Origin of the sequence: Nocardioides alkalitolerans, from assembly GCA_038184435.1 — a bacterium.
Taxonomy (GTDB): domain Bacteria; phylum Actinomycetota; class Actinomycetes; order Propionibacteriales; family Nocardioidaceae; genus Nocardioides; species Nocardioides alkalitolerans_A.
The window spans coordinates 940,245-961,798 of sequence record CP116227.1 but is presented as its reverse complement, the minus strand read 5'-3'; the positions used below and the strand labels follow the sequence as shown (position 1 = coordinate 961,798).

The window sequence follows — 21,554 nt, the reverse complement described above, 5'->3', positions numbered from 1 at the left end:
CGGGCGGCGCCCAGATGTGCGGCTGGGACAGGTCCGGCTCGGCCCGAGCCGCACCAACCGCACAGTTCACCGATCAATACTGGTCGAGCCGTACGGCTTCGGACCCCAAGCGCCGGTCGGCTCAGCAGGCCGAGCCGAGGTCGCTGGTCTCGTTGGCGGAGTAGCCCTCGTCGCGCGAGCCGATCGAGCCACCGGTCACCGTGTCGGGCGCCGCGGCCTCGCCGCCGCCCGACCCACCGGAGCCGGAGCCGGAGCCGGAGCCCGAACCGCCCGAGCCCGCCGCGGCGTCCGTCGTCGGCGCTGCGGGCGCCTCCTCGGCCGTGTCGCCGGCGATCCCCGCGGCGATCATCTGGTGCACGACGTCCATGTCCGGGTCGGCCGTGTTCACGGCCGGCGGCACGATCGAGACCGTGGAGATGGGCTCGTTGCGCGCCTTGAGCGCGAGGTCGACGAAGCGGTCGACCTCACCGGGCGGGATGCTCGTCTCGAGCATGTTGGCGCCCGCGTCCGCGATCTGACCGAAGCTGGTGAGCACCGTCGTGGGATCCATCTGCTGGAGCATGGCGCTCATGACGCACTTCTGCCGAGCCATGCGCGAGTAGTCGTCGGAGTCCGCGCGGGACCGCGCGAACCACAGGGCCCGGTAGCCGTCCAGCTGCTGCACGCCGGGCTCGATGTAGCCCGAGATCGGAGCACCGACGCCGCCGATCGGGATGCGCCCGCGGACGTTGAGCTCGACCCCGCCGACGGCGTCGACGAGGTCCTCGAAGCCCCGCATGTCGACCATGGCCCAGTAGTTCACGTCGAGGTCCGTGACGCCCTCGATCGCCGAGATGGTGGCGTCCATGCCGGCGTCGAAGAGCTCGCCGTGGCTGGCGTCCGCCGGGAGGCCGAAGAGGTCGGGGTGGTCGGTCGCCCACGTGGTGACGCCGTTGAGGTAGCAGCCCTCGCAGTCGAAGCCGTCCGGGAACTGCTCGTCCATGACCGAGCCCTCGCGGAAGGGGAACTTCTGCATGTTGCGCGGGAGCGAGATGAGCACGGTGCGGCCCGACTCCTGGTCGATGCTCGCCACCGTCATCGAGTCGGCGCGCAGCCCGATGCGCCCCTCCCCCGCGTCCGCGCCGATCAGCAGCACGTTGTAGCGACCGGCGGTCGGCTCGGTGACCTCCTCGCCGGTGAAGACGCTGGTGACGAAGCCGCGTCCGACCTCGATCGCGTGGGCGGAGAAGAGCAGACCACCGACCACGGAGAAGCAGAGGACGCCGTTGAGCGTGACGAGGGCGACCCGCTGCCGCCGCTGCAGTGCTCCCGGCGCCGCGATCCGCCAGGCGTCGACGAAGAGGGCGGCCCACGCGACCGCGAGCACGACGAGCGCCAACCTGATGACGCCGAGGAGGTCCATGTTGGCGCCGAGCTTGAGCAGCAGGCCGTTCCAGACCGACGCCACGAGGGCGACCAGGAGGACGAGGGCGAGCAGCCCGAACCAGACCCGCAGCGCCACCCGCCCGACGCGCTTGTTGCCGGCGACGAGCTGGGCCGAGCCCGGCAGCACCAGCGTCATCAACAGCAGCGTCAGGGCCCGCCGCAGGTGCACGCCCTGGGCGCGCTCGTGCGTGGTCCGACCGGCCCGTACGGCGCGGGGGGCGCGCGCACCGCGAGCCCGAGCGTCGTCGGCCGGGGTCGCCGAGGCCCGCGCGGGGTGCGGACGCGACGGTGCCGAGGGGTCCGTGGGGGACATGGCAGACCTTTCTCGCCGGGGAAGAGACGTTGGCTGCGTGGTGCATCCCACCAGCCACACCGGTCCCAGCGGTGACGCCACGCCGGAGGACGGCGCGGTAGCGTCCCCCTCATGTCAGACGGTCAGTCCGGCGGCCGCCCCCGCGAGGGCACGCCCGAGTACGAGTGGCTCTACGGCTCCGGCGGCAACCGCGGCCCCCAGCCGACGGAGCCGCGGCGCCGGGCCGCGCGGGACGAGGACGAGGCCACCCGGCTGATGGCCACGGGCGACGACCACGGCCTCTACCCCGCTCCCCCACCGCCGTCCTCGCCCCCGCAGGGGCGCCGTCGAGCGACGCCCCCGCCGCGGTCGCCGCAGCGCCCGCCGGTGCCGCCCCCGGGCCCGCCCCCGGGTCGCGCCCCCGGACGTTCCGCTGCCGGCGCCCCGCGCCGGCGGCGACGGTTCCCCGTCCTGCGGGTGCTCCTGCTGCTCCTCGTGCTGTGGCTGGTCTTCCTCGTCGCCGTGCCGATCTGGGCGTGGAACAACGTCGAGCGGATCGACGCGATGCCGACGGGCGACCGACCGGGCGAGCAGCCGGGCACGACCTACCTCGTCGTCGGCAGCGACTCGCGCGCGGGCCTCAGCGACGAGGAGCGCCGCACGCTCGGCACGGGCGACGTCGGCGGCGACCGCACCGACACGATCATCATGATCCACACCGGCGGCGGGCAGCCGGTGGTCGTGTCGTTCCCCCGGGACACCTTCGTCGACCTGCCCGACGGCGGATCCAGCAAGATCAACGCCGTCTTCGCCGAGGGCGGCGGCGGTGACGCGGGGGCCCAGTACCTCGTGCAGACCATCGAGCAGAACACCGGAATCCGCATCGACCACTACGCCGAGATCGGCATGGGTGGCGTCGCGCAGGTCGTCGACGCCATCGGCGGGATCGAGATCTGCCCGAAGGACGCCATCAAGGACGACGGGGCGCACCTCGACATCCCGGCCGGCTGCCAGGAGGTCGACGGCACCACGGCCCTCAACTACTCCCGCGCCCGCTGCTCCAAGAACGGGCCGCCGGAGTGCCCCCTCGTCCGCTCCGACCTCGACCGCGTGCAGAACCAGCGCGAGGTGGTGTCGGCGGTGGGCAGCAAGGCCGCCAACCCGCTCAACGTGCTGCTGCCGTGGCGCTACGTCGGGCTCAACGTCGCCGCGACCTCCTTCATCGCCGTCGACGAGCAGACGAACGTCGTCGAGGCCGCCCGGATGGGGCTCGCCCTGCGGGCCATCGGCGGTGGCGCGCGCAACTGCACCGTGCCCCTCGCCGACTCGTCCGCCGAGTCGTGGGACGAGGCGCGCTCCACGGCCCTCTTCGAGGCCATCGCCACCAACGAGACCGACAGCATCACCGACGACCTCTGCACCGCGACCGGACTGGAGCCCTGATCCCGTGACCATCCCCGACGCCCCGCGCTACGAGACGCTCTCCTGGTCCGTCGACGACGACGGCATCCTCACGCTCACCCTCGACCGCCCCGACGCGCTCAACTCGTTCACCGTGACGATGGCCGACGAGCTGGAGGACGCGTTCCGCCGCGTCAACGACCACGACGAGGTGCGCGCCGTCGTCGTGACGGGAGCGGGCCGCGCCTTCTGCGCCGGCATGGACCTGACCCGCGAGGGCAACGTCTTCGGCCTCGACGAGTCCCTCGCACCCACGCCGCAGGACCTCGTCGACCGCTTCGACGCCCCCGAGATCCGCGACGGCGTCCGCGACACCGGCGGCCGGGTCTCGCTCGCGATCTTCGACTGCCGCAAGCCGGTCATCGCCGCCATCAACGGCGCGGCCGTGGGCATCGGGGCCACGATGACGCTGCCGATGGACGTGCGGCTGGTCTCCACGAAGGCCCGCGTCGGCTTCGTCTTCGGACGCATCGGCATCGTGCCCGAGGCCTGCTCCTCGTGGTTCCTCCCCCGCCTCGTCGGCCTGCCCCGGGCCCTGGAGTGGGTCTACACCGCCGACATCCTCGAGCCCGCCGAGCTCCTCGAGGGCGGGCTCGTGCGGTCGGTGCACGAGCCGGAGGACCTCCTCCCCGCGGCGTACGAGCTGGCGCGCCGGTTCACCCGCAACCGCTCCCCGTACGGCGTGGCGCTCGCCCGGCAGCTCCTCTACCGCGGCGCCGGGGCCCCGCACCCGGTGGACGCCCACCGGGCCGACTCGTTGGCGATGTTCTACGCCTCCGTCGCGGACGGCAAGGAGGGCGTGGCCGCGTTCCTCGAGAAGCGCGACCCCGTGTTCGAGGCGCCCGCCTCGCGCGTCCCCGACGTCTTCGGGGACGCCCGATGAGCGCCTCCGGCACCGACCCCGGAGCCCAGGACCCGGCCGCCGTCGCCCTCATGCTCGACGAGCTCGAGACCTGGGCGGTCGTGGGCCTTTCGGAAGACCCGAGCCGCACGGCGTGGCGCATCGCGCAGCTGCTCCAGCAACGCGGCAAGCGCATCGTGCCCGTGCACCCGAAGGCGCCGACGGTGCACGGCGAGCAGGGCTACGCGAGCCTGGCCGACGTGCCGTTCCCGATCGACGTGGTCGACGTCTTCCGGCGCTCCGAGTTCGCGGGCGCGGTCGTCGACGAGGCGATCGCCGTCGGGGCGAAGGGCGTGTGGCTGCAGCTCGGCGTCGTCGACCAGGACGCGATCGACCGTGCCCGGGCCGCCGGGCTGGTGGCCGTCATGGACACCTGCCCCGCCATCGAGTGGAGCCGGCGGGGCTGACGCCCCGCCGCGGATCCCGCTCCGTCAGAAGCCGGCGCGCGGCGTGCCGACGGACGACGCCGACCGCACGACCTCGCCCTTCGCGTGCGCGGCGTCGCGCAGCGAGGCCTGGAAGGCGACCATCCGCTCTGCGAGCGCCGGGTCGGTCGCGGCCAGGATCCGCACGGCCAGCAGCCCCGCGTTGCGGGCGTTGCCGACAGCGACGGTGGCGACGGGCACCCCGGCGGGCATCTGCACGATGGACAGCAGCGAGTCCATGCCGTCGAGGTAGCGGAGCGGCACCGGTACGCCGATCACCGGCAGCGGTGTCACGGCCGCGAGCATCCCCGGCAGGTGCGCGGCACCGCCGGCGCCGGCGATGATCGCCGCGAGGCCACGACCGTGGGCCTCCCGGCCGTAGGCCAGCATCTCGTCGGGCATCCGGTGGGCCGAGACGACGTCGGCCTCGAAGGGCACGTCGAACTCGGCCAGCGCGGTGGCCGCCGCCTCCATGACGGGCCAGTCGGAGTCCGACCCCATCACGATGCCGACGCGGGGGGCGGGACGCCCGGTGGACTCGCTCATCTCACTCGCTCTCGTTGCCGAGGTCGCCCGCGAACCAGGCCGCCGCGTGGCGGGCGCGCTCGCGGCACTCCTCGAGGTCGTCGCCGTAGACGTTGACGTGGCCGACCTTGCGGCCGGGCCGCAGGTCCTTGCCGTAGAGGTGCACCCGCAGTCCCGGGTCGCGCGCCAGCGCGTGGGGGTAGCCGTCGTAGAGCCGACCCGCCGTCGCCGGGTCGACGCTCGCCGAGCCGAGGATGTTGACCATGACGCTCCACCGCGCGCGGGGGGCGGGCGAGCCCAGCGGCAGGTCGAGCACGGCGCGCAGGTGGTTCTCGAACTGCGACGTCACCGCGCCGTCCTGCGTCCAGTGGCCCGTGTTGTGGGGCCGCATGGCCAGCTCGTTCACCAGCACGCGCCCGTCCGCGGTCTCGAACAGCTCCACCGCGAGGATCCCCACGACCCCCAGCTCGCCGGCGACCCGCAGTGCGATCTCCTGCGCGTGCGTGGCGAGGCCCTCGGCGAGGTCCGGGGCCGGGGCGGTCACCTCGTGGCAGATCCCGTCGCGCTGCACCGTCTCGACGACGGGGTACGCCGCGGCCTGACCGCTCGGCGAGCGGGCCACCAGCGCGGAGAGCTCGCGCACGAAGTCGACGAGCTCCTCGGCGAGCACCTCGACGCCCGCCTCCCGGGCCGCCGCGAAGGCGGCGTCGGCGTCGGCGAGCTCGCGGACGACCCAGACGCCCTTGCCGTCGTAGCCGCCGCGGGTGGTCTTGAGCACGCAGGGCAGGCCGAACTCCGCGACCTCGGCCGGCGAGGCCACCACCGCGTTGCGCGGGCAGGGCACGCCCAGCTCCGCGAGCCGGCGCCGCATGACGGACTTGTCCTGGGCGTGCACGAGCGCGTCCGGACCCGGCCGTACGGCGACGCCGTCCGCCGCGAGGGCCCGGAGGTGCTCGGTGGGCACGTGCTCGTGGTCGAACGTGACGGCCACGCACCCGGCGGTCACAGCCCGCAGGTCCTCGAGGTCGCGGTGGTCGCCCACCCGCTGGTCGGGGATGACCTGCGCCGCGGACACGTCGGGACCCTCGGCGAGCAGCCGGAGCGGTACGCCGAGGGCGGCGGCCGGCTCGGCCATCATGCGGGCGAGCTGGCCGCCGCCGATGACGGCGAGCCGGGGGGCGCGCTCAGACATCGATGCCGGAGACGAGCGACGCGAACTGCCGGCCCATGCGCTCCGGGGAGCGCTCGGCGGCGAGCGCAGCGGCGGCCGCGCGCGCCTCCTGGGTGGCCGTCGGGTCGGCCAGGATCTCGTCGAGGGCCGCCTTGATGGCGGTCGCCAGCGAGTCGTCGTCCTTCGGCTCGAACAGCCGCACCTGGGGGCGGCCGTCGAACGCCGCGATCGCGCCGGCCCGCGGGGCCACCACCGGCAGACCGAAGGTCTGCGACAGCAGGAACGAGCCCGAGTTGAGGATGTTGCGGTAGGCCAGGACGGCGAGGTCCGCGGCCTTCATCCACACCTGGAGCTGGTCGTCGGGCACGAACTCGAACTTCGCGACGATCCGCGGGTCGGCGAGGCACTGCGCCTCGAACCGGGCGGAGCGCGCCAGGCGACCCGGGCGGCCCGCGATGAGCAGACGCAGCGACGGGTCGTCCTGGCGCAGCTCGTCGAAGACCGAGACGAGGCGGTCGAGGCCCTTGTAGGGACGCACGCCGCCGAGGGCGATGATCGCGCGCTCCCCCGGCTGGATGCCGAGGCGGGCGCGGGCGCCCGCCCGGGAGACCCACGTCGGGTAGACGCCGTCGTAGCTCGAGTGCTCGATGACGACGGCCTTCGACGGCTCGATCCGGTAGAACGGCGCAGCCTGCTCGATCGTCTCCTCCGACAGGAGGTGGACCGCGTCGGCCTCGTCGGCCAGCAGCTGGGCCAGCTCGATCTCGCCCCACTGGAACTTGCCCTCGTGCGGCAGCACGTTGTGGACGGTCCAGATCAGGTGACCGCCCTTCGCCTTGAACTCCCGGAGCGTCGCCGCGAAGTCGTCGAGCACGAGCCGAGCCGTGAAGGGTCCCCGGGACGGCTGGAGGATCGGGTCGGTCCAGTGGATGTTGAGGATGCCCGGCGCGCCGGGCGCCGCGACGCGCGTCTTGAGGTGGCCCAGCGCGTCCGTCACGGGCACGGGGTAGCCGCCCTCGGCGTCCAGCCCCGAGAACAGCATCCGCTGGTAGGGGTTGTTGGAGTAGTCCGGGAAGAAGTGCACGGCCCGCGGCGCCGGGGGGGCGTCGTACCGGGCCTCGCCCTCGGCGAGCGCCGCGGTGAACTGCCGCGCCCGCGTCGTCCAGGTGTGGCGCTCGAGCACGACGTTGCGGGTCTGCTCCGCGAGGAGCGCGGTGCGCGCGGGGTCGGCGCGGAGCTCCGTGAGCACCTCGGAGAGCTCCCGCGCGTCCCGGTAGGTCGGCAGGTGGCCGAAGCCCTGCTCCTCCAGGCCGAGCCGCGTGTTGACGATGGGCAGCGCGCCCGAGGCGGCGCTCTCGTAGAGCCGCGAGTTGAGGGCGCCGAAGCCGACGTTGGAGCGGTTGACGTCGTCGATGACGTAGGCGTGCTCGCCGTAGACGGCCGGCAGGTCGAAGTAGGACCGCACGCCGCCGTGCCAGCGGCGCAGTCGGGCCGGGGCGCGGCGGGCCTCGCCGTACATGAGGACGTCGGCGTCGGACGGCAGGGAGACGAGCACCTTGTGCACGTCGCGCAGCGAGCCCCAGAAGTTGGCGGTGGTGACCGCGGTCGCCCGCCGGGTCGTGCCGGGCTCGGGCAGCACGAAGAGCTGCTCGTCGGCGGCGATCGGCAGCGCCTCGGGCCAGACCCGGTCAGTCACCTGCGCGAGCCGCTCCGCAGCCATCGTCGAGGACGCGAAGACCTGGTGGTAGCCGCGCAGGGAGCCCATGCGGCACCACCGCTCGACCTCGTTGCGCACCCAGGCCACGCGGCGGACCCCGGCGCGGAGCACGGAGGGGTCGAGGTCGGGCAGCATCGCGACGACCACGTCGGCGTCGTCGATCGTCGACCAGTCCCACTTGGGGACGAGCCGGACGCCGTGGCCGAGCCGCACCAGCTCGAGGCCCATGCCGGCGGCCACGTAGATGTCACCGCGGCCCTCGTCGAGGTCGTCGGTGTAGACGCAGAAGGCGATGGTGGGCAGCTCGCCGGTGGCGTGCTCGCCGGCGACGAGCGCGTCGTAGGCCGCTCGCCGGGCGGGCGTCAGCGTGCGGGCGGACATCAACGGCTCCGGACGCGGTCCAGCACCCGGCGCGCCGCACGCTCGAGGCGCGGGTCGGAGCGCACGACGTCCGCAGCACGGCGCCGGGCACGCCGGTAGGCGACCTTGACCGCCAGCGGCTTGCCGTCGACGCTGACGAGCCGCTCGTACTCGCGCTGCCACTTGTCGAGCTGCTTCTGGATCGCGACACGGCTCTCGAGGTGCCGCTCGATCTCGCTCTGCATCCCCGAGACCTCGGCGGCGCCGAGGCGGAGCTCGGACTGGAAGTGGGCGCGCTCGGCGACCAGCAGGGACCGCACCGTCTCCAGCTCCCGCTCGAGCTGGGCGACCTGGGCGCGGAGGCGCTCGCGGGAGTCGAAGAGCTGCTGCCACTCCTCGTCCCGACCGGCACCTCCCGCGGCGGCCGGGGTCGCGGACACGACGGTCTCGGCGGTGTTCTCGTCGTCGGACAGCTCAGGCATGGCGCCTCGGATCCTCTCCTGGTCGGTCTCTGGCTCGTGGTGGTGCTGCTCGAGGTCGGCACGGTCGCCGGTCGCGTCGCCGGTCGTGGTGACCCGGCACCGGCCCGTCACCGCGAACCCGTGCCGCTCCAGCAGGCGCCGGAGCTGGTGGGTGGTGCGGCGGTGGACACCGTCCGCGCCGATGGTGACGGTCTCCGCGTACGCCGCGGTGCCGGCCAGCAGCTCCGCGTGCACGTCGGGCCCGAGCACCGGGTCGACACAGACGAGGAGCGTACCGCCCGGCGGGAGCCCTCCCGCGCGCAGGCGGTCGAGGGCGCGCGGCAGGTCGACGCCCGCGCCGCCCGGTCCCGCGAGGGCCAGCACGACGACGTCGGACGGCTCCGCGGACGGGGTGTCGGACAGCACCGTGACCCCCGGGCGCTCGGTCCGGAGCAGCGTCGTGAGGGCGTGGGCGACGTCCTGGTCGCCCAGCACGCGCACCCGGGCGGCCGCCGCCGGCAGGAGCCGGTGGACCGCCTCGGCGCGGGCCTCCGCGCGGGCCCCGTCGCGGGCCCCGTCGTCAGCCAGCGGCAAGCGTCGACTCCGCGGTCGGGAAGGTCGTCACCGCGTCGTTGCGACCGAAGCGGCCCGCCACGGCGTCCGCGCGGCCCATCTCGACGAGCTCGTCGAAGCGGTCCAGCCACGCGGGAGCCTTGTCGGCGACCTTGGCCCGCCACGGGTCGAGGAACGTCATCTGGTGGTGCGCCATGGCCGCCTCGGGGTCGATGCGGAGGGCGTCGCGCGCGAACCCGTAGCGGTTCCGGGTCATGTAGTAGACGTAGTACGGCTGCGGGAGCACGCCGCTGGAGCGCTTGAGGTGCACCATCTCGGCGTCGCGGTTGACCATCGTGCGCCAGCCGGCCTCCTGCACCGTGACGCACCAGTGCGTCTCCTCGAAGTAGAGGAAGTAGTGCTCCGGCAGCAAGCCGACGCGCTCCAGCGTCGTGCGCCGGATGAGGGGCGCCGCGCCGGTGACGTAGCCGACGTCGAGGATCTTGCGACCCCCGACCGCGTCGGTGCTCTTGCCGTTGTTCATGTGGGACGTGGCCCCGGTCGTGCGGTCGATCGTGGCCCCGTCGAACCAGATGCGGTTGCCGGGCGGGCCGTAGAGGATGCGGGCGCTGACCACGCCGCAGTCCGGGTAGGCCGCCATGTGCTCCTTGAGCGTCGGCAGGGTGCGCCGCTTCACCCGGGTGTCGGGGTTGAGGATCCAGACGAGGTCGACGTCCGTCTCCAGCGCCCGGCGGACCCCGACGTTGTTGCCGCCCGCGTAGCCGAGGTTCTCGCCGGTGGCGATCACCTGGCCCCGGTCGCCGATCGCGTCGCGCAGCGCCTCGTGCCGGGCGTCGGCCGGGCCGTTGTCGACGACGTAGAGGTCGATGTCGAGGTCGTCGGAGAGCTCGAGGCTCTCGACGCACTCCAGGGTGTCGCTGGGGTCTCCGTAGTTGAGCACCACGGCGGCTGTGCGCATCGGCTCCCTCTCCAGCTCGGCGACGCGGCCCGGACGCGGCCGGGCGGGGCCCGTCCGACGGACGGCCGCGCCTAACCTGCCACAGCGGCCCATCCCGGCCCAAACAGGGCGCGCTAGGAGGGCACGCGCTCCTCGGCGCGCACGGGCGGGGCCAGCTCGAAGCGGAGGCCCTTGCCCCGCACCGTCGTGATCAGGTGCGGCGCTCGGCTGTCGTCGCCCAGCTTGCGCCGGAGCCAGCCGAGGTGGACGTCGATGGTCTTCGACGACGTCCAGAAGGTGGTCTGCCACACGGTGCGCATGAGCTCCTCGCGCGTCACGACCTCGCCCGCGCGCGCGATGAGCGCGTGGAGCAGGTCGAACTCCTTGCGCGACAGGGTCACCTCCACGTCGCCGGACCACGCCCGGCGCGTGTCGGGGTCGAGGCGCACACCCTGGACGACGAACACGGGCTCACGGTAGGAACGCCCGCGCGTCGAGGTGGGGCGAACGAGCGAAATTTTGCCTTCGCGGTGAGCGTGCTCACGTGCGGCGCACGGTGACCGGCTCCAGGAGGCCGAAGCCGCGGACCGGTCGAGCCGGGAGCCGACGGCTCTCGAACTCCCGGGCGGGCAGCAGGTCGGCCGTCGCCTGGTCGAGGATGATGCGGTTGCGGCGCGCGATGTTGGTGAGCCGCGACGCCAGGTTGACCGGCGGCCCGAACACGTCGCCCATCCGGGTCACCACGTGGCCCGTCGCCATCCCGACGTGGACGTCGGGCATCCGCGCATCGCGCCCGATCACCTTGATGATCCCCTCGGCCGTCTCGTAGGCCCGGAGCGGGTCGTCGTTGACGAAGAGCACCGAGTCGCCGAGCGACTTGATGATGCGGCCGTGGTGGCCCTGCACCACGTCGTGGCACCGCGACTCGAACAGCTCGACGAGGTCGCCGATGCGCCCCTCGTCGAGCTCGTTGGACAGGGCGGTGAAGCTCACGAGGTCGGCGAACCCGACGGTGATCTGCCAGGTGTCGGCCTCCTCGTCGAGCTCGTCGACCCCCTCCATGCGGCTCGCGGCCGCGGCGAGGTGGCGACGCCAGGCGTTCACCATGACGCGCTCGAAGACGTCGCTCAGCTCCTCGACGAGCTGGGTGGCGGCGCCCAGGCGGCCGGTGGAGGAACCCGGTCCGGCCTCGATCGCCTCGACCAGCGGCACGAGCACCGAGATCTCCCAGTCGGCGAGCCGGGCCATGGTCTGGCCGATCGCGCGCGTGAGGTTGACGGCCGCGTCCATGGGGATGCCGCCGCGGTCCACCGCGTCGAGGAGGGCGCCCATCGTCGTCGCGTCGGCCCCCGTGAAGGTCACCGACTCCTCGTTGAGCGGCAGGCCCAGGGCCCGCCACAGCCGGCGGACGTCGGCGATGGGGATGCCGCCCTCGTCGAGGTCGTGCGCAGTGAACACCGGCACCTCGCCGAGGATGGCGCGCTCGAGGTCGAAGACCGTCGGCCGCTCGGTCCCCTCCGGGCCGTCGGGACCGGGGGCCGCGGCCCCCTGGGGATCAGGTGCCATCGTCGTGGGACACGCCGGAGATGCGGTGCAGCTCCTCGGAGACGAGCAGCTGCACCTTCTCCACGCGGGGGATGTCGGTCAGCTCCACCCGTCCCTGGTCGCTCGCGTCCGAGACGACCAGCGTGCCGCAGCCGAAGATCCGGTCGATGATGCCGATCTCGAAGTCGACCCCGCTGATGCGGTTGAGCGGGATCGTGCGGCCCTCCTTGGCGATGAAGCCGGATCGCGCGATGAACCGGCGGTTCGTGAAGGTGTAGGTCGTCGTCAGCCACCCGACCAGCGGGCGCAGCACGAACCAGACGACCGTCGCCACGACGACCACCCAGACGAGGATCTCGAGCACGTTCGCGGCGGTCTGGTCGGGCAGCAGGACCGTGGCCGTGACCCCCAGGGCGACGACGAGCAGCAGCACGGCGGCGGGCCCGAAGAGCTCCTTGACGTGCGTGCGGGTGCTCACGACGACGTGCTCGCCGGGGTTGAGGAGCCTCTCGGGGAACGACACGGTGGTGATTCTCTCACCACCTCAGGCCGGTCGCACGTGGATGACGTCGCCGGCGCCCACGGTGTGCCGCCGTCCGTCGGCCTCCACGACGAGGCAGCCGCTGCCGTCGACGTCCACGGCGTCCCCCACGAGGGCGTCGCCCTGGGGCAGCTCGACGCGGACGCGTCGGCCGACCGTGGCGCAAGCCGCGGCGTACGAGGCCCGCAGGCCCGCGAGGTCCCCGCGCTCCCAGCGCACCAGGAGCGCGGAGAGGTCGGTCAGCACCTCCCGCAGGAGGGCGGTCCGGTCGATCGCGGCCACCGGGACGCCCACCGTGCGGAGCGACGCGGCCGTGGGCACGGGGAGCTCCTCGCGCCCGGTCGCCGTGTTGATGCCGATGCCGATGACGGCCGCCGGGCCGGTGGGGGTGTCGACCCGCTCGGCGAGGATGCCCGCGACCTTGCCCGGCTCCTCCGACCGGCCGGCCGGCGCGACCAGCACGTCGTTGGGCCACTTCAGCGCGACGTCGACCTCGCCGTGCAGCCGGGCCAGGGCGCCGCGAGCGGCGAGCCCGGTCACGAGCGGGAGCCACGGCCAGTGCTGGGCCGGCACGCCGGGACGCAGCAGCACGGAGAAGGTGAGCGCCGCCCGCGCGGGCGTGTGGAAGGCGCGGTCGATGCGTCCCCGCCCGGCCGTCTGGTGCTCGGCGACGAGCACGAGCCCGCCGGGCGCGCCGTCGCGGGCCCGGGCGGCGAGGTCCGCATTCGTCGACGGGGAGGACTCCACGACCTCGACCCGCCAGCCGACGGCGCCCGGCACGTCCGCCAGCTCCTCGACGCGCAGCGGCGCGCGTCCCTCCTGCTCCGTCACTGCTCTCCCCTTCCCGCCGTGCTGCCCCGGTGTCCCGGGAACCCTAGACTCGCCGACCATGGCCGAGATGCGTGTGCCCGTCGTGCTCGCCACCAGCAACGGCGTGGGGATGGGCCACCTCACGCGGCAGGTCACGGTCGCGCTCGCCGGGGCGGACCGGCTGGACGTCACCCTCCTCTCGCTCTCCGCCGCCCTGCCCACGGTCGCGCGCGCCGCCGCCGACGGTCGGCTCCCGGGGGCCGAGCGCCTGCGGTTCGAGTACTGCCCCAGCCGCACCAGTCCCTGGCAGGGCGCCGGCGCCGCCAAGGTCGCCTGGCGCACGCACTGGGACCCCTACGTCGCGGACCGTCTCGTCGCCCTCGTCGCCGAGACCGGCGCGCGCGTCGTGGCCTTCGACGGCGTCGTGCCCTACGCGGGCCTCCTCCGCGCCCGGCAGGCCCTCCCCGCCACGGCCTTCGTTTGGGTACGGCGCGGCATGTGGCGTCCCGGGGTGGGGGCGGCCTGGCTCGCGCGCGCCCCGCACTTCGACGCCGTCGTCGAGCCGGGTGACGTCGGGGGTGCCGCCGACGCCGGCCCGACCGCCGGGCTGGCGGGGGTGGTCCGGACGGCCCCGATCTCGCTGACCTCCGTGCTGCCGTCGCTCCCCCGCGCCGAGGCGCGGGGGCGGCTCGGCCTCGACCCCGGGCGACCGGCCCTGCTGCTGGCGCCCGGCTCGGGGGCGTACGCCGACGTGTCCACCCTGCTGCGCACCGTCGTGCAGCACGTGCGGGCCGCCGCACCGGAGTGGCAGGTCGCGGTGACCCGGCAGGCGATCGCCCGGCACGCCGCGGACGCGAGCGCCGGGGACGACGGATCGCTCGTCGTGCTCCGCGACGTCTACCCCCTGGCCCCGCTCCTCGGGGCGTTCGACGCCGCCGTCGGGGCCGCGGGCTACAACGCGGTGCACGAGCACGCCTCCGTCGGCCTGCCCACCCTGCTCGTGCCGAGCACCGGGCACGAGACCGACGACCAGGTCGCCCGCAGCCGCGGCGTGGCGGACCTCGGTGCCGCGCTGGAGGCGACCGACGGGGCGGGCCTGCGGGTCGGCCTCGACCGTCTCCTCGACCCGGAGGTGCGCGCGCGGGTGCGGGCGGCCTGTGCCGGTCTCGCGCCGGCCGACGGCGCGCGCGAGGTCGCGGCCCTCCTGGCCCGGCTCGGCGCGGGTCGGCCCGCCGTGGACCAGCCTCCGCCCGCCGGGCCCCCCGCCTGGCGCCGACCGGCGCTCGCGGCGGCGGGGATGCGCCGCGGCGTACCGCTCGTGACGGAGGCGCACGACCCCGTGGGCCCGGAGCAGCCCGTGGAGCACCTGCTCGCCGGCGCGAGCCCCGAGTACCGCGCCCGCCGCCGCGCAGCCGCGCGGTGGCTCTACCGCTGACCAGGGCGGCCGCCGGGACCGGCGCCGCGACGAGTGGGACGGAGTTCCTACTGTCCGGTACGCGGGACCCCCTGCACCGACCGACCGATCGCCCGCTACATTGCGGCCCATGAGCGCACAGGTGGGCGAGGGCACCGAGGTGCCGGCCGACATCGACGTCAGCACGACCGCGGGCAAGCTGGCGGACCTCGAGCGACGGCTGGACGAGGCCGTGCACGCCGGGTCGGCCAAGGCCGTCGAGAAGCAGCACGCACGGGGTCGCCAGACCGCGCGCGAGCGCATCGAGCAGCTCTTCGACGAGGGCAGCTTCGTCGAGCTCGACGAGCTCGCCCGCCACCGGTCGACGGCCTTCGGCCTCGAGAAGAAGCGCCCCTACGGCGACGGCGTCGTGACCGGCTACGGCACGATCGACGGCCGTCAGGTGTGCGTCTTCAGCCAGGACTTCACCGTCTTCGGCGGGTCGCTGGGCGAGGTCTACGGCGAGAAGATCACCAAGGTCATGGACCTCGCGATCAAGACCGGGTGCCCCATCATCGGCATCAACGAGGGCGCCGGCGCCCGCATCCAGGAGGGCGTCGTCTCCCTGGGCCTCTACGGCGAGATCTTCCGCCGGAACGTGCACGCCTCGGGCGTCATCCCGCAGATCAGCCTCATCATGGGCAACTGCGCCGGCGGCCACGTCTACTCCCCCGCGGTCACCGACTTCACCGTGATGGTCGACCAGACCTCGGCGATGTTCATCACCGGTCCCGACGTCATCAAGACCGTCACCGGCGAGGACGTGACCATCGAGGAGCTCGGCGGCGCGCGCACCCACAACACCAAGTCGGGCAACGCGCACTACATGGGCGCCGACGAGGACGACGCGCTGGAGTTCGTCAAGAACCTGCTGAGCTACCTGCCACAGAACAACCTCGACGAGCCGCCCGTCTTCGACGAGGTCGCCGACCTCGAGGTCACCGACCTCGACCGCAAGCTCGACACGATCATCCCGGACAGCCCGAACCAGCCCTACGACATCCGCGAGGTCATCGAGGCCGTCGTGGACGACGAGGACTTCCTCGAGGTGCAGCCGCTGTTCGCGCCCAACATCGTGGTCGGCTACGGCCGCGTCGAGGGCCGCAGCGTCGGCATCGTGGCCAACCAGCCGATGCAGTTCGCGGGCACGCTCGACATCGACGCGTCCGAGAAGGCCGCCCGCTTCGTGCGCACCTGCGACGCCTTCAACATCCCGGTGCTCACCTTCGTCGACGTGCCGGGCTTCCTGCCGGGCACCGACCAGGAGTACAACGGCATCATCCGCCGCGGCGCGAAGCTCATCTACGCGTACGCCGAGGCGACCGTCCCGCTCGTCACCATCATCACGCGCAAGGCGTACGGCGGCGCGTACGACGTCATGGGCTCCAAGCACCTCGGCGCCGACATCAACATCGCCTGGCCGACGGCGCAGATCGCGGTGATGGGCGCCCAGGGCGCGATCAACATCCTGTACCGCAAGGAGATCAAGGACGCGACCGCCGACGGCACCGTCGACGCGAAGCGCGCCGAGCTCGTCGAGGAGTACGACAAGCACCTGGCCAACCCGTACATCGCCGCGGAGCGGGGCTACATCGACGCCGTCATCGCGCCCCACGAGACGCGGGCCGAGGTCGTGCGGGCGCTCCGCCTGCTGCGCACCAAGCGGGAGACGCTGCCGCCCAAGAAGCACGGGAACATCCCGCTGTGAGCGGCGACGAGACGGCCGGCGAGCAGGCGGGCGGCGCACCGGCACGGCCGCTGCTCCGCGTCGTGAACGGCGACGCCACGCCGGAGGAGGTCGCGGCCGTCGTGGCGGTGTTCGCCGCGCTCGGCAGCGCCGCGCCGGCGCCCGCCCCGCGACGTACGCCGGAGTGGGCCGCCCCCCGACGCGCCCTCCGCGGTCCCCACCACGCCGCCGCCGGCGCGTGGCGGGCCTCCGGGCTCCCCCGCTGAGGCGCCGTCGAGCGGTCACCCCGTGATCGTTTGACAGAAAACTGAGGAGAAGTTCGCGGCAACTCCGGCGCATCGAGCGGGTGGGGAGGAAGGATGCTCCTGTGACCCTCCCCCCCGACGTGCCCGGGCGCCCCGCTGCCGCCCTGGGCGATGCGACGTCCAACCAGTACGTGCGGGTCCCGGACCCGACCATGGCGGCCTACGCGGACGAGTTCCTCGCCGGCGTCGAGGACCTGCCGACGTACCGTCCGACGATCGGGTGCGTCATCCCCGCCTACAACGAGGCGGAGACGATCGCGGGCGTGCTCGACGCGCTGCTCGCGCAGACGCGCCTGCCGGACGTCATCCACGTCATCGTCAACAACACGACGGACGACACGGTCGAGGTCGCGGGCTACTACGCCGGCGAGCACGTGCGGATGACCCGCAACGGCGAGCAGATGACCGAGATCTTCGTCCACGACATCGGCAAGAACCCGGACAAGAAGGTCGGTGCGCTCAACTACGGCTACTCGCTGGTCGAGGGGTACGACTACCTCCTCGGCGTCGACGGCGACACCACGCCGGAGCCCGACGCCGTCGAGGAGCTCGTCAACGAGATCGCGAGCGACGACCGCATCGGCGGCATCTCGGCGATCTACAGCATCGACGACTCGGCGCTCGACGGACCGATGGCGAAGTTCCTCATCGCCGGCCAGCGGGCGCAGTTCTCGGCGTTCAACATGCAGAACCTCCTGCGCGGCCGCAACATGGCGGTGCTCGGTGGCCAGTTCTCGATCTTCGCGACCCGTGCCCTGCGCGACGTGCTCGAGGACAGCCACCAGCGCACCCCGTGGGTGAAGGACTCCGAGGTCGAGGACTCCCTGCTGTCCCTGCAGATCAAGAGCGCCGGCTACCTCACGAAGATCTCCGCCGCCGCCCGCGCGCACGTGGGCGGCATGACCACCCTGCGGTCGCTCGACGCCCAGCAGGTCAAGTGGAACTTCGGCGCCATCGACCTGATGTGGCCGGGCCAGCGTGGCGACACCCCCGGCCAGCCGCTCCACCCGAACCTGCGCCTGCGCTGGTTCGAGCACATCTCGATGGTCATCAACATCACGACCCGCCTCATGTTCCTCACGCTGCTGCTCGGGTCGCTCTCCATCAACGCGTTCGTCTTCTCGCCCTGGTGGCTCATCCCGCCGGTGGCCGCGATCCTGCTGAACTTCCGCGTGGCGCGGTCGATGTACTACGGCAACAGGCGCGACTACCTGTTCGCCCTCCTGCTGGCGCCGGCCGAGGTCTACATGTGGATCCGGATCGGGCACTTCCTGCGCTCCTGGACCAAGTTCGCCTCCCGGGCGCAGACCGACAACTGGGCCGCCCAGGCGAAGGCGGAGCGCGGCGCCGGCCAGGGCTACCTGGCCCCGCTCGGGGTGCTGCTGGTCATCCTCGCGGTGCTCGCCGCGATCTGGCTGCAGATCCCCATCGACGCCAAGTCCGACATCCTCGCCGTCGGCTGGCCCATCCTCGGTGTCATCACGATCCTGCAGACCGGTTGGATGATGACGAAGGTGCTGCGTCGCTACAAGGGCTTCAAGGCGTGAGGCCCGTCGTCCCCGTCCTGCCCGCCCCCACCTCGGAAGAGAGCATGTCCACCACGACCCGCCGGCCCCGTCGCCGCAGCCGCCTCCTCGTCCTCCCCGCCGTCCTGCTGCTCAGCGCCGTGCTGTCGTCCTGCTCGGTGGTGGAGGACCTGACCAACGGCAACGACGAGGCGGAGCCCACGGCGACCCCCACCACGTCCGCGACGACGGAGTACTACGACTCGCAGTTCACGCGCGACGGCACGTTCCAGTCGCACATCGACGTGGCCGGCCTCGACTTCGTCTACACGCTCTACCCGACGAAGTCGACGCCACGCACCAACGAGTGGTACCCGCTCGGCAACAAGTACTTCTCCTTCACGTTCCAGGCCTACGACCTCAACCAGGACCTCCGCGCGCCCTTCAACACGAAGCGGAAGGTCTTCCTCGGACGGATCCAGGTGACCTCGACGACGACCCGGTCCGACGGTGGCCCGTCCGAGTCGCCGTACACGCTCGACGCGGACGCGCGCACCATCACGCTCGACCCCGAGCCACTCGGCAACTCCTACGGCATGCTCATCACCTCGCCAAAGGGCTCGTTCGAGCTCCGCAACCAGCAGATCAACCCGACCGACCCGGCGACCATCGGCATCGACCTGACCTTCACCGCCACGGTGCAGATGGAGTCGAGCGCCGGCTCGAACCGGTACGTCGAGCAGACCATCACCCAGAAGGTGCCGATCGCGATCTTCCCCTCGGACGACCCGACCGTCGCGCAGGAGATCCCGGTCAACGCCAACTGAGGCACCGCCCACCCGGGACGCCCGAGGCCCCTCCGACCGTCACGGTCGGAGGGGCCTCGTGCGTCCTGCCGGCGTCGGTGGAGCCGATCAGATGGTGGCCGCCATGCGGTAGCCGACGCCGCGGACCGGCTCGATGAGCCGGGGCACGGCACCGACGTCGCCGAGCTTGCGACGCAGGTCCTCGAGGTGCGCCTCGACGGTGCGCTTGTCGGCCTCGTTGACGAAGTACGCCGTCACGTAGTCCTGGCCGCGCATCGTCAGCACCAGGTCGGCCTTGGACCGCACGCGACGGCCCGTGCTGACCAGCGACGCGAGCAGGTCGAACTCCACCGTCGTGAGGTCGACGCCGCGGCCGTCGACGAGCACCACCCGGGTGCCGGGGTTGAGGGCCAGGTTGTTGTGCCGGACCCAGCCGTCGCTGGCGACCACCCGCTCGCCCGCGCCGGCCGCCATCGCGGACGCCGGCGTCGTGCCGATGGCCGGAGCGGCCGGCTGCGCCACCTGCTGCTGGTGCGCCGGCTGCGGCACCTGCGGCTGGTACGCCGGCTGCTGCACCGGCTGCTGGACCGGCTGCTGGACCGGCTGCTGGTACGCCGCGGGGACGGGCTCGACGTACGCCGGGGCCGACGGCGGGACCGGCGGCAGGGGCGGGATGGGGGGAAGCTGCGGCTCCGCGTGCTCCGCGGGCGGCGGAGTGGCGTGCCGCGGGGCGGGCTCCGGCTCTGTGGGCACGGGCCCGATCGTGGCGCGGTTGCCCTGGCTGAACTCGCGCCGGGTCTCGACAGCCCACCCGGTGGCCTCGCGCTCGGGCTCCGCAGGCGTGCCGTCGTGCTGCGGGTCGTGCTCGGGGCCGTCACCCCGACCGGGCTCGCCGCGGTCGCGGGGACGTCGCAGCATCGACTCGGCACGGGCCCGCAGCTCGCGGGGCCGGAACGGCTTCGTCAGGTAGTCGTCGGCGCCGGCCTCGAGGCCCATCACCACGTCGATCTCGTCGCTGAGGGCCGTGATCATGATGAGGTAGGTCGAGCTGAAGTCGCGGATGCGGCGGGCGACGGCGAACCCGTCCATGCCGGGCATCGACACGTCGAGCGTGGTCAGCACCGGGTCGTGCTCACGCACCGCCGCGAGGCCGTCGACGCCGTTGCGTGTCACGTGGGTCACGTAACCGCTCTGGGTGAGCACGAGGTCGAGGAGATCGGCGACGTCCGGATCGTCCTCGATGATGACGGCGACGCGGCGGGCGGGAGGTTGTTCCACCCGCTCAGGCTAGCAACGACCCAGCATCCGCCGAGGCTTCGTCCCGCAAGATTCCCGTGGCGTTGCGCTCAAGTCCTGCCTCGGAACGCGCCGGGAAGGTGCCGGGACCGTGCCGCGGCGTCACCAGCCGCTGGCGAACGCCATCTCGACCGCCCGCTCCACCCAGAACGTGCCTGCGTCGGGGCCTCTGTTGCACGTGCCGTCGCTCTCGCCCGGGGGCTTGATCCACAGGCGGGCGTCCTGGTTGCCGCCGCCGGTGACCGCGGCGGGCTCCTGGCCGAGGAGGCGGGCCGACGGGTTGCACCAGTCGCCCGAGGCCGGGGAGGGCGCACCGTTGCGCCCGCTGTCGATCACGTAGTGGGCGCCCCCGAGCGCCGCGCTGAGCTCCTCGGCGTACGCCCGCTCGTCGGCGTCGGACTGGTAGGCGGCGACGTTGGTGGAGAAGCCGCGCACCCGGGAGACGTCGACGCGGCGCAGCAGGTCGGCCATCTCGTCGACCGAGCGCCAGTTGGAGTGACCCGCGTCGACGTAGGTCGGCACGTCGGCGTCGACGAGGCTGCCGATCGCGCCCGCGAGCTGGCCGACGCGCTGGTCGGTGTTGCCGCAGTCGAAGGTCGAGGCGAGGCCGTCCGGCTCGAGCACGACGGAGGCGTGCCCGTCGGCGGTGCCGGCGGCGGACGCGATCTCGCCCACCCACGCGGCGTAGTCGGCGGGGGGAAGGCCGCCCGCCGAGAGCTCGCCGGAGCAGTCGCGGTCCGTGATGCCGTAGACGACCAGCACGGCCGCGTCGTCGGCCTCCAGCGCGGCCTCGGCGATGCCCCGCACGAAGGTTCCGACCTGGCCCCGCGGCAGCGCCTCGGGGGTGAGCCAGGTCGCGGTCGGCACGTCGGCGAGACGGTCGAGCACCTCGGCGTCGCGCGCCTCGCCCGCCGACCGCGCCGCATCGGCCGCCGCGGCCGCCTGGGTGCCGCTCGCGACGTACAGGTCGCGGCCCTCGAAGGGGTTCGTCTCCTGCGGGTCCGCCCCGCCGGGGAGGTTGCGGGCCAGCGGGCCGTGCCGGAGCGAGAGGGCGATGACCACGGCCGCCACCAGCACGACGACCGCGCCGACGATCCAGACCCGGCGGCGCCGCTTGCGCTGCTGGCGGCGGGCCTCGGCGACCTCGGAGGGAGACGGTCCCGTGCGCTGCTGCCGACCGGTCTGGTTCGCAGCCGCCACGGCGGCAGGGTCGGCGCGCCGCACGTGGTCGGGTCGACGCACGTGCCCGGGGAGCTCGCCGGAGGGACGACGGGGGGTGTCGGGACGAGCCGGGACCTCGTCGTCGCCCGAGCGGCTGTTCATGAGGGCTGAGAGTAGTCGGCGGTTCCTCCTAGGGT

The 21,554-nt window shown here is 73.3% G+C and carries 20 protein-coding genes; 8 read left to right on the top strand and 12 right to left on the bottom strand.

From position 1 onward, the window contains the following. Positions 1 to 121: 121 nt before the first annotated feature. The gene (locus PIR53_04680) at positions 122 to 1,738 is read right to left on the bottom strand and encodes an LCP family protein (protein WZH53292.1); all 1,617 of its coding nucleotides are present in this window, start codon (positions 1,736 to 1,738) and stop codon (positions 122 to 124) included. Positions 1,739 to 1,849: 111 nt separating this feature from the next. On the opposite strand from PIR53_04680, the gene PIR53_04675 reads away from it, so the two are divergent. From PIR53_04675 to PIR53_04665, 3 genes are read left to right on the top strand one after another with little or no spacing between them, the layout of a single operon-like run. Continuing rightward, positions 1,850 to 3,160: an LCP family protein gene (locus PIR53_04675; protein WZH53291.1), complete on the top strand. Its 1,311-nt coding sequence runs from the start codon at positions 1,850 to 1,852 to the stop codon at positions 3,158 to 3,160. A 4-nt stretch (positions 3,161 to 3,164) separates the two neighbouring features. Next, a complete protein-coding gene (locus PIR53_04670; GenBank protein WZH53290.1) occupies positions 3,165 to 4,061 on the top strand; it encodes a crotonase/enoyl-CoA hydratase family protein in 897 nt (298 codons plus the stop codon). Then, entirely contained in the window at positions 4,058 to 4,486 is a 429-nt protein-coding gene (locus PIR53_04665) for a CoA-binding protein (GenBank protein WZH53289.1), read from the top strand. Before PIR53_04670 ends, PIR53_04665 begins: the two co-directional genes overlap by 4 nt. Before the next feature lie 24 nt (positions 4,487 to 4,510). Here PIR53_04665 and purE read toward each other — a convergent pair whose 3' ends face one another. The 9 genes from purE to PIR53_04620 form a co-directional block, all read right to left on the bottom strand. Next, the gene (purE, locus tag PIR53_04660) at positions 4,511 to 5,050 is read right to left on the bottom strand and encodes a 5-(carboxyamino)imidazole ribonucleotide mutase (GenBank protein ID WZH53288.1); all 540 of its coding nucleotides are present in this window, start codon (positions 5,048 to 5,050) and stop codon (positions 4,511 to 4,513) included. Position 5,051: 1 nt separating this feature from the next. After that, the gene (locus PIR53_04655; GenBank protein WZH53287.1) at positions 5,052 to 6,221 is read right to left on the bottom strand and encodes a 5-(carboxyamino)imidazole ribonucleotide synthase; all 1,170 of its coding nucleotides are present in this window, start codon (positions 6,219 to 6,221) and stop codon (positions 5,052 to 5,054) included. Then, positions 6,214 to 8,298, bottom strand: coding sequence for a glycosyltransferase (locus tag PIR53_04650; GenBank protein ID WZH53286.1), 2,085 nt, complete (start codon positions 8,296 to 8,298; stop codon positions 6,214 to 6,216). The genes PIR53_04655 and PIR53_04650 overlap by 8 nt, the downstream gene beginning before the upstream one ends. Next, positions 8,298 to 9,332 carry a hypothetical protein gene (locus PIR53_04645; GenBank protein WZH53285.1) on the bottom strand — a complete coding sequence of 345 codons (1,035 nt, stop codon included), beginning with the start codon at positions 9,330 to 9,332 and terminating at the stop codon, positions 8,298 to 8,300. The genes PIR53_04650 and PIR53_04645 overlap by 1 nt, the downstream gene beginning before the upstream one ends. Then, a complete protein-coding gene (locus PIR53_04640) occupies positions 9,319 to 10,269 on the bottom strand; it encodes a glycosyltransferase family 2 protein (GenBank protein ID WZH53284.1) in 951 nt (316 codons plus the stop codon). The genes PIR53_04645 and PIR53_04640 overlap by 14 nt, the downstream gene beginning before the upstream one ends. 113 nt (positions 10,270 to 10,382) lie before the next feature. Continuing rightward, entirely contained in the window at positions 10,383 to 10,715 is a 333-nt protein-coding gene (locus tag PIR53_04635; protein WZH53283.1) for a winged helix-turn-helix domain-containing protein, read from the bottom strand. 73 nt (positions 10,716 to 10,788) lie between these two features. After that, a complete protein-coding gene (locus tag PIR53_04630) occupies positions 10,789 to 11,814 on the bottom strand; it encodes an adenylate/guanylate cyclase domain-containing protein (protein ID WZH53282.1) in 1,026 nt (341 codons plus the stop codon). Continuing rightward, positions 11,804 to 12,316, bottom strand: coding sequence for a PH domain-containing protein (locus PIR53_04625; GenBank protein ID WZH53281.1), 513 nt, complete (start codon positions 12,314 to 12,316; stop codon positions 11,804 to 11,806). Before PIR53_04625 ends, PIR53_04630 begins: the two co-directional genes overlap by 11 nt. Before the next feature lie 21 nt (positions 12,317 to 12,337). Continuing rightward, positions 12,338 to 13,165, bottom strand: a complete 828-nt coding sequence (locus PIR53_04620; GenBank protein WZH53280.1) for a biotin--[acetyl-CoA-carboxylase] ligase — start codon at positions 13,163 to 13,165, stop codon at positions 12,338 to 12,340. A gap of 58 nt (positions 13,166 to 13,223) precedes the next feature. Between PIR53_04620 and PIR53_04615 the strand changes: the two genes are divergently transcribed. From PIR53_04615 to PIR53_04595, 5 genes are all read left to right on the top strand, one after another. Beyond that, a complete protein-coding gene (locus PIR53_04615; GenBank protein WZH53279.1) occupies positions 13,224 to 14,579 on the top strand; it encodes a hypothetical protein in 1,356 nt (451 codons plus the stop codon). Positions 14,580 to 14,688: 109 nt separating this feature from the next. Further along, on the top strand, positions 14,689 to 16,305 hold the full coding sequence (locus PIR53_04610; GenBank protein WZH53278.1) for an acyl-CoA carboxylase subunit beta: 1,617 nt from the start codon (positions 14,689 to 14,691) through the stop codon (positions 16,303 to 16,305). Further along, positions 16,302 to 16,550, top strand: coding sequence for an acyl-CoA carboxylase epsilon subunit (locus PIR53_04605; protein WZH53277.1), 249 nt, complete (start codon positions 16,302 to 16,304; stop codon positions 16,548 to 16,550). Before PIR53_04610 ends, PIR53_04605 begins: the two co-directional genes overlap by 4 nt. Before the next feature lie 101 nt (positions 16,551 to 16,651). Continuing rightward, the gene (locus PIR53_04600) at positions 16,652 to 18,136 is read left to right on the top strand and encodes a glycosyltransferase (GenBank protein WZH53276.1); all 1,485 of its coding nucleotides are present in this window, start codon (positions 16,652 to 16,654) and stop codon (positions 18,134 to 18,136) included. Between the two features lie 44 nt (positions 18,137 to 18,180). Beyond that, positions 18,181 to 18,921, top strand: a complete 741-nt coding sequence (locus PIR53_04595) for a hypothetical protein (GenBank protein WZH53275.1) — start codon at positions 18,181 to 18,183, stop codon at positions 18,919 to 18,921. A gap of 87 nt (positions 18,922 to 19,008) precedes the next feature. Here the strand turns inward: PIR53_04595 and PIR53_04590 are convergent, their stop codons facing one another. Together PIR53_04590 and PIR53_04585 are read right to left on the bottom strand one after the other, a co-directional pair. Then, complete coding sequence (locus PIR53_04590; GenBank protein WZH53274.1) at positions 19,009 to 20,178, bottom strand: response regulator transcription factor; 1,170 nt, start codon at positions 20,176 to 20,178, stop codon at positions 19,009 to 19,011. Positions 20,179 to 20,298: 120 nt separating this feature from the next. Next, a complete protein-coding gene (locus tag PIR53_04585; GenBank protein WZH53273.1) occupies positions 20,299 to 21,519 on the bottom strand; it encodes a glycoside hydrolase family 6 protein in 1,221 nt (406 codons plus the stop codon). Positions 21,520 to 21,554 lie beyond the last annotated feature (35 nt).

Excerpts from the sequence above, each read along its gene's own strand:
- PIR53_04610 (WZH53278.1), top strand. The coding sequence starts at position 14,689 with ATGAGCGCACAGGTGGGCGAGGGCACCGAGGTGCCGGCCGACATCGAC.
- PIR53_04665 (WZH53289.1), top strand. The coding sequence starts at position 4,058 with ATGAGCGCCTCCGGCACCGACCCCGGAGCCCAGGACCCGGCCGCCGTC.
- PIR53_04630 (WZH53282.1), bottom strand. The coding sequence starts at position 11,814 with ATGGCACCTGATCCCCAGGGGGCCGCGGCCCCCGGTCCCGACGGCCCG.
- PIR53_04585 (WZH53273.1), bottom strand. The coding sequence starts at position 21,519 with ATGAACAGCCGCTCGGGCGACGACGAGGTCCCGGCTCGTCCCGACACC.
- PIR53_04595 (WZH53275.1), top strand. The coding sequence starts at position 18,181 with ATGTCCACCACGACCCGCCGGCCCCGTCGCCGCAGCCGCCTCCTCGTC.
- PIR53_04675 (WZH53291.1), top strand. The coding sequence starts at position 1,850 with ATGTCAGACGGTCAGTCCGGCGGCCGCCCCCGCGAGGGCACGCCCGAG.
- PIR53_04680 (WZH53292.1), bottom strand. The coding sequence starts at position 1,738 with ATGTCCCCCACGGACCCCTCGGCACCGTCGCGTCCGCACCCCGCGCGG.
- PIR53_04655 (WZH53287.1), bottom strand. The coding sequence starts at position 6,221 with ATGTCTGAGCGCGCCCCCCGGCTCGCCGTCATCGGCGGCGGCCAGCTC.
- PIR53_04615 (WZH53279.1), top strand. The coding sequence starts at position 13,224 with ATGGCCGAGATGCGTGTGCCCGTCGTGCTCGCCACCAGCAACGGCGTG.
- PIR53_04650 (WZH53286.1), bottom strand. The coding sequence starts at position 8,298 with ATGTCCGCCCGCACGCTGACGCCCGCCCGGCGAGCGGCCTACGACGCG.
- purE (WZH53288.1), bottom strand. The coding sequence starts at position 5,050 with ATGAGCGAGTCCACCGGGCGTCCCGCCCCCCGCGTCGGCATCGTGATG.
- PIR53_04640 (WZH53284.1), bottom strand. The coding sequence starts at position 10,269 with ATGCGCACAGCCGCCGTGGTGCTCAACTACGGAGACCCCAGCGACACC.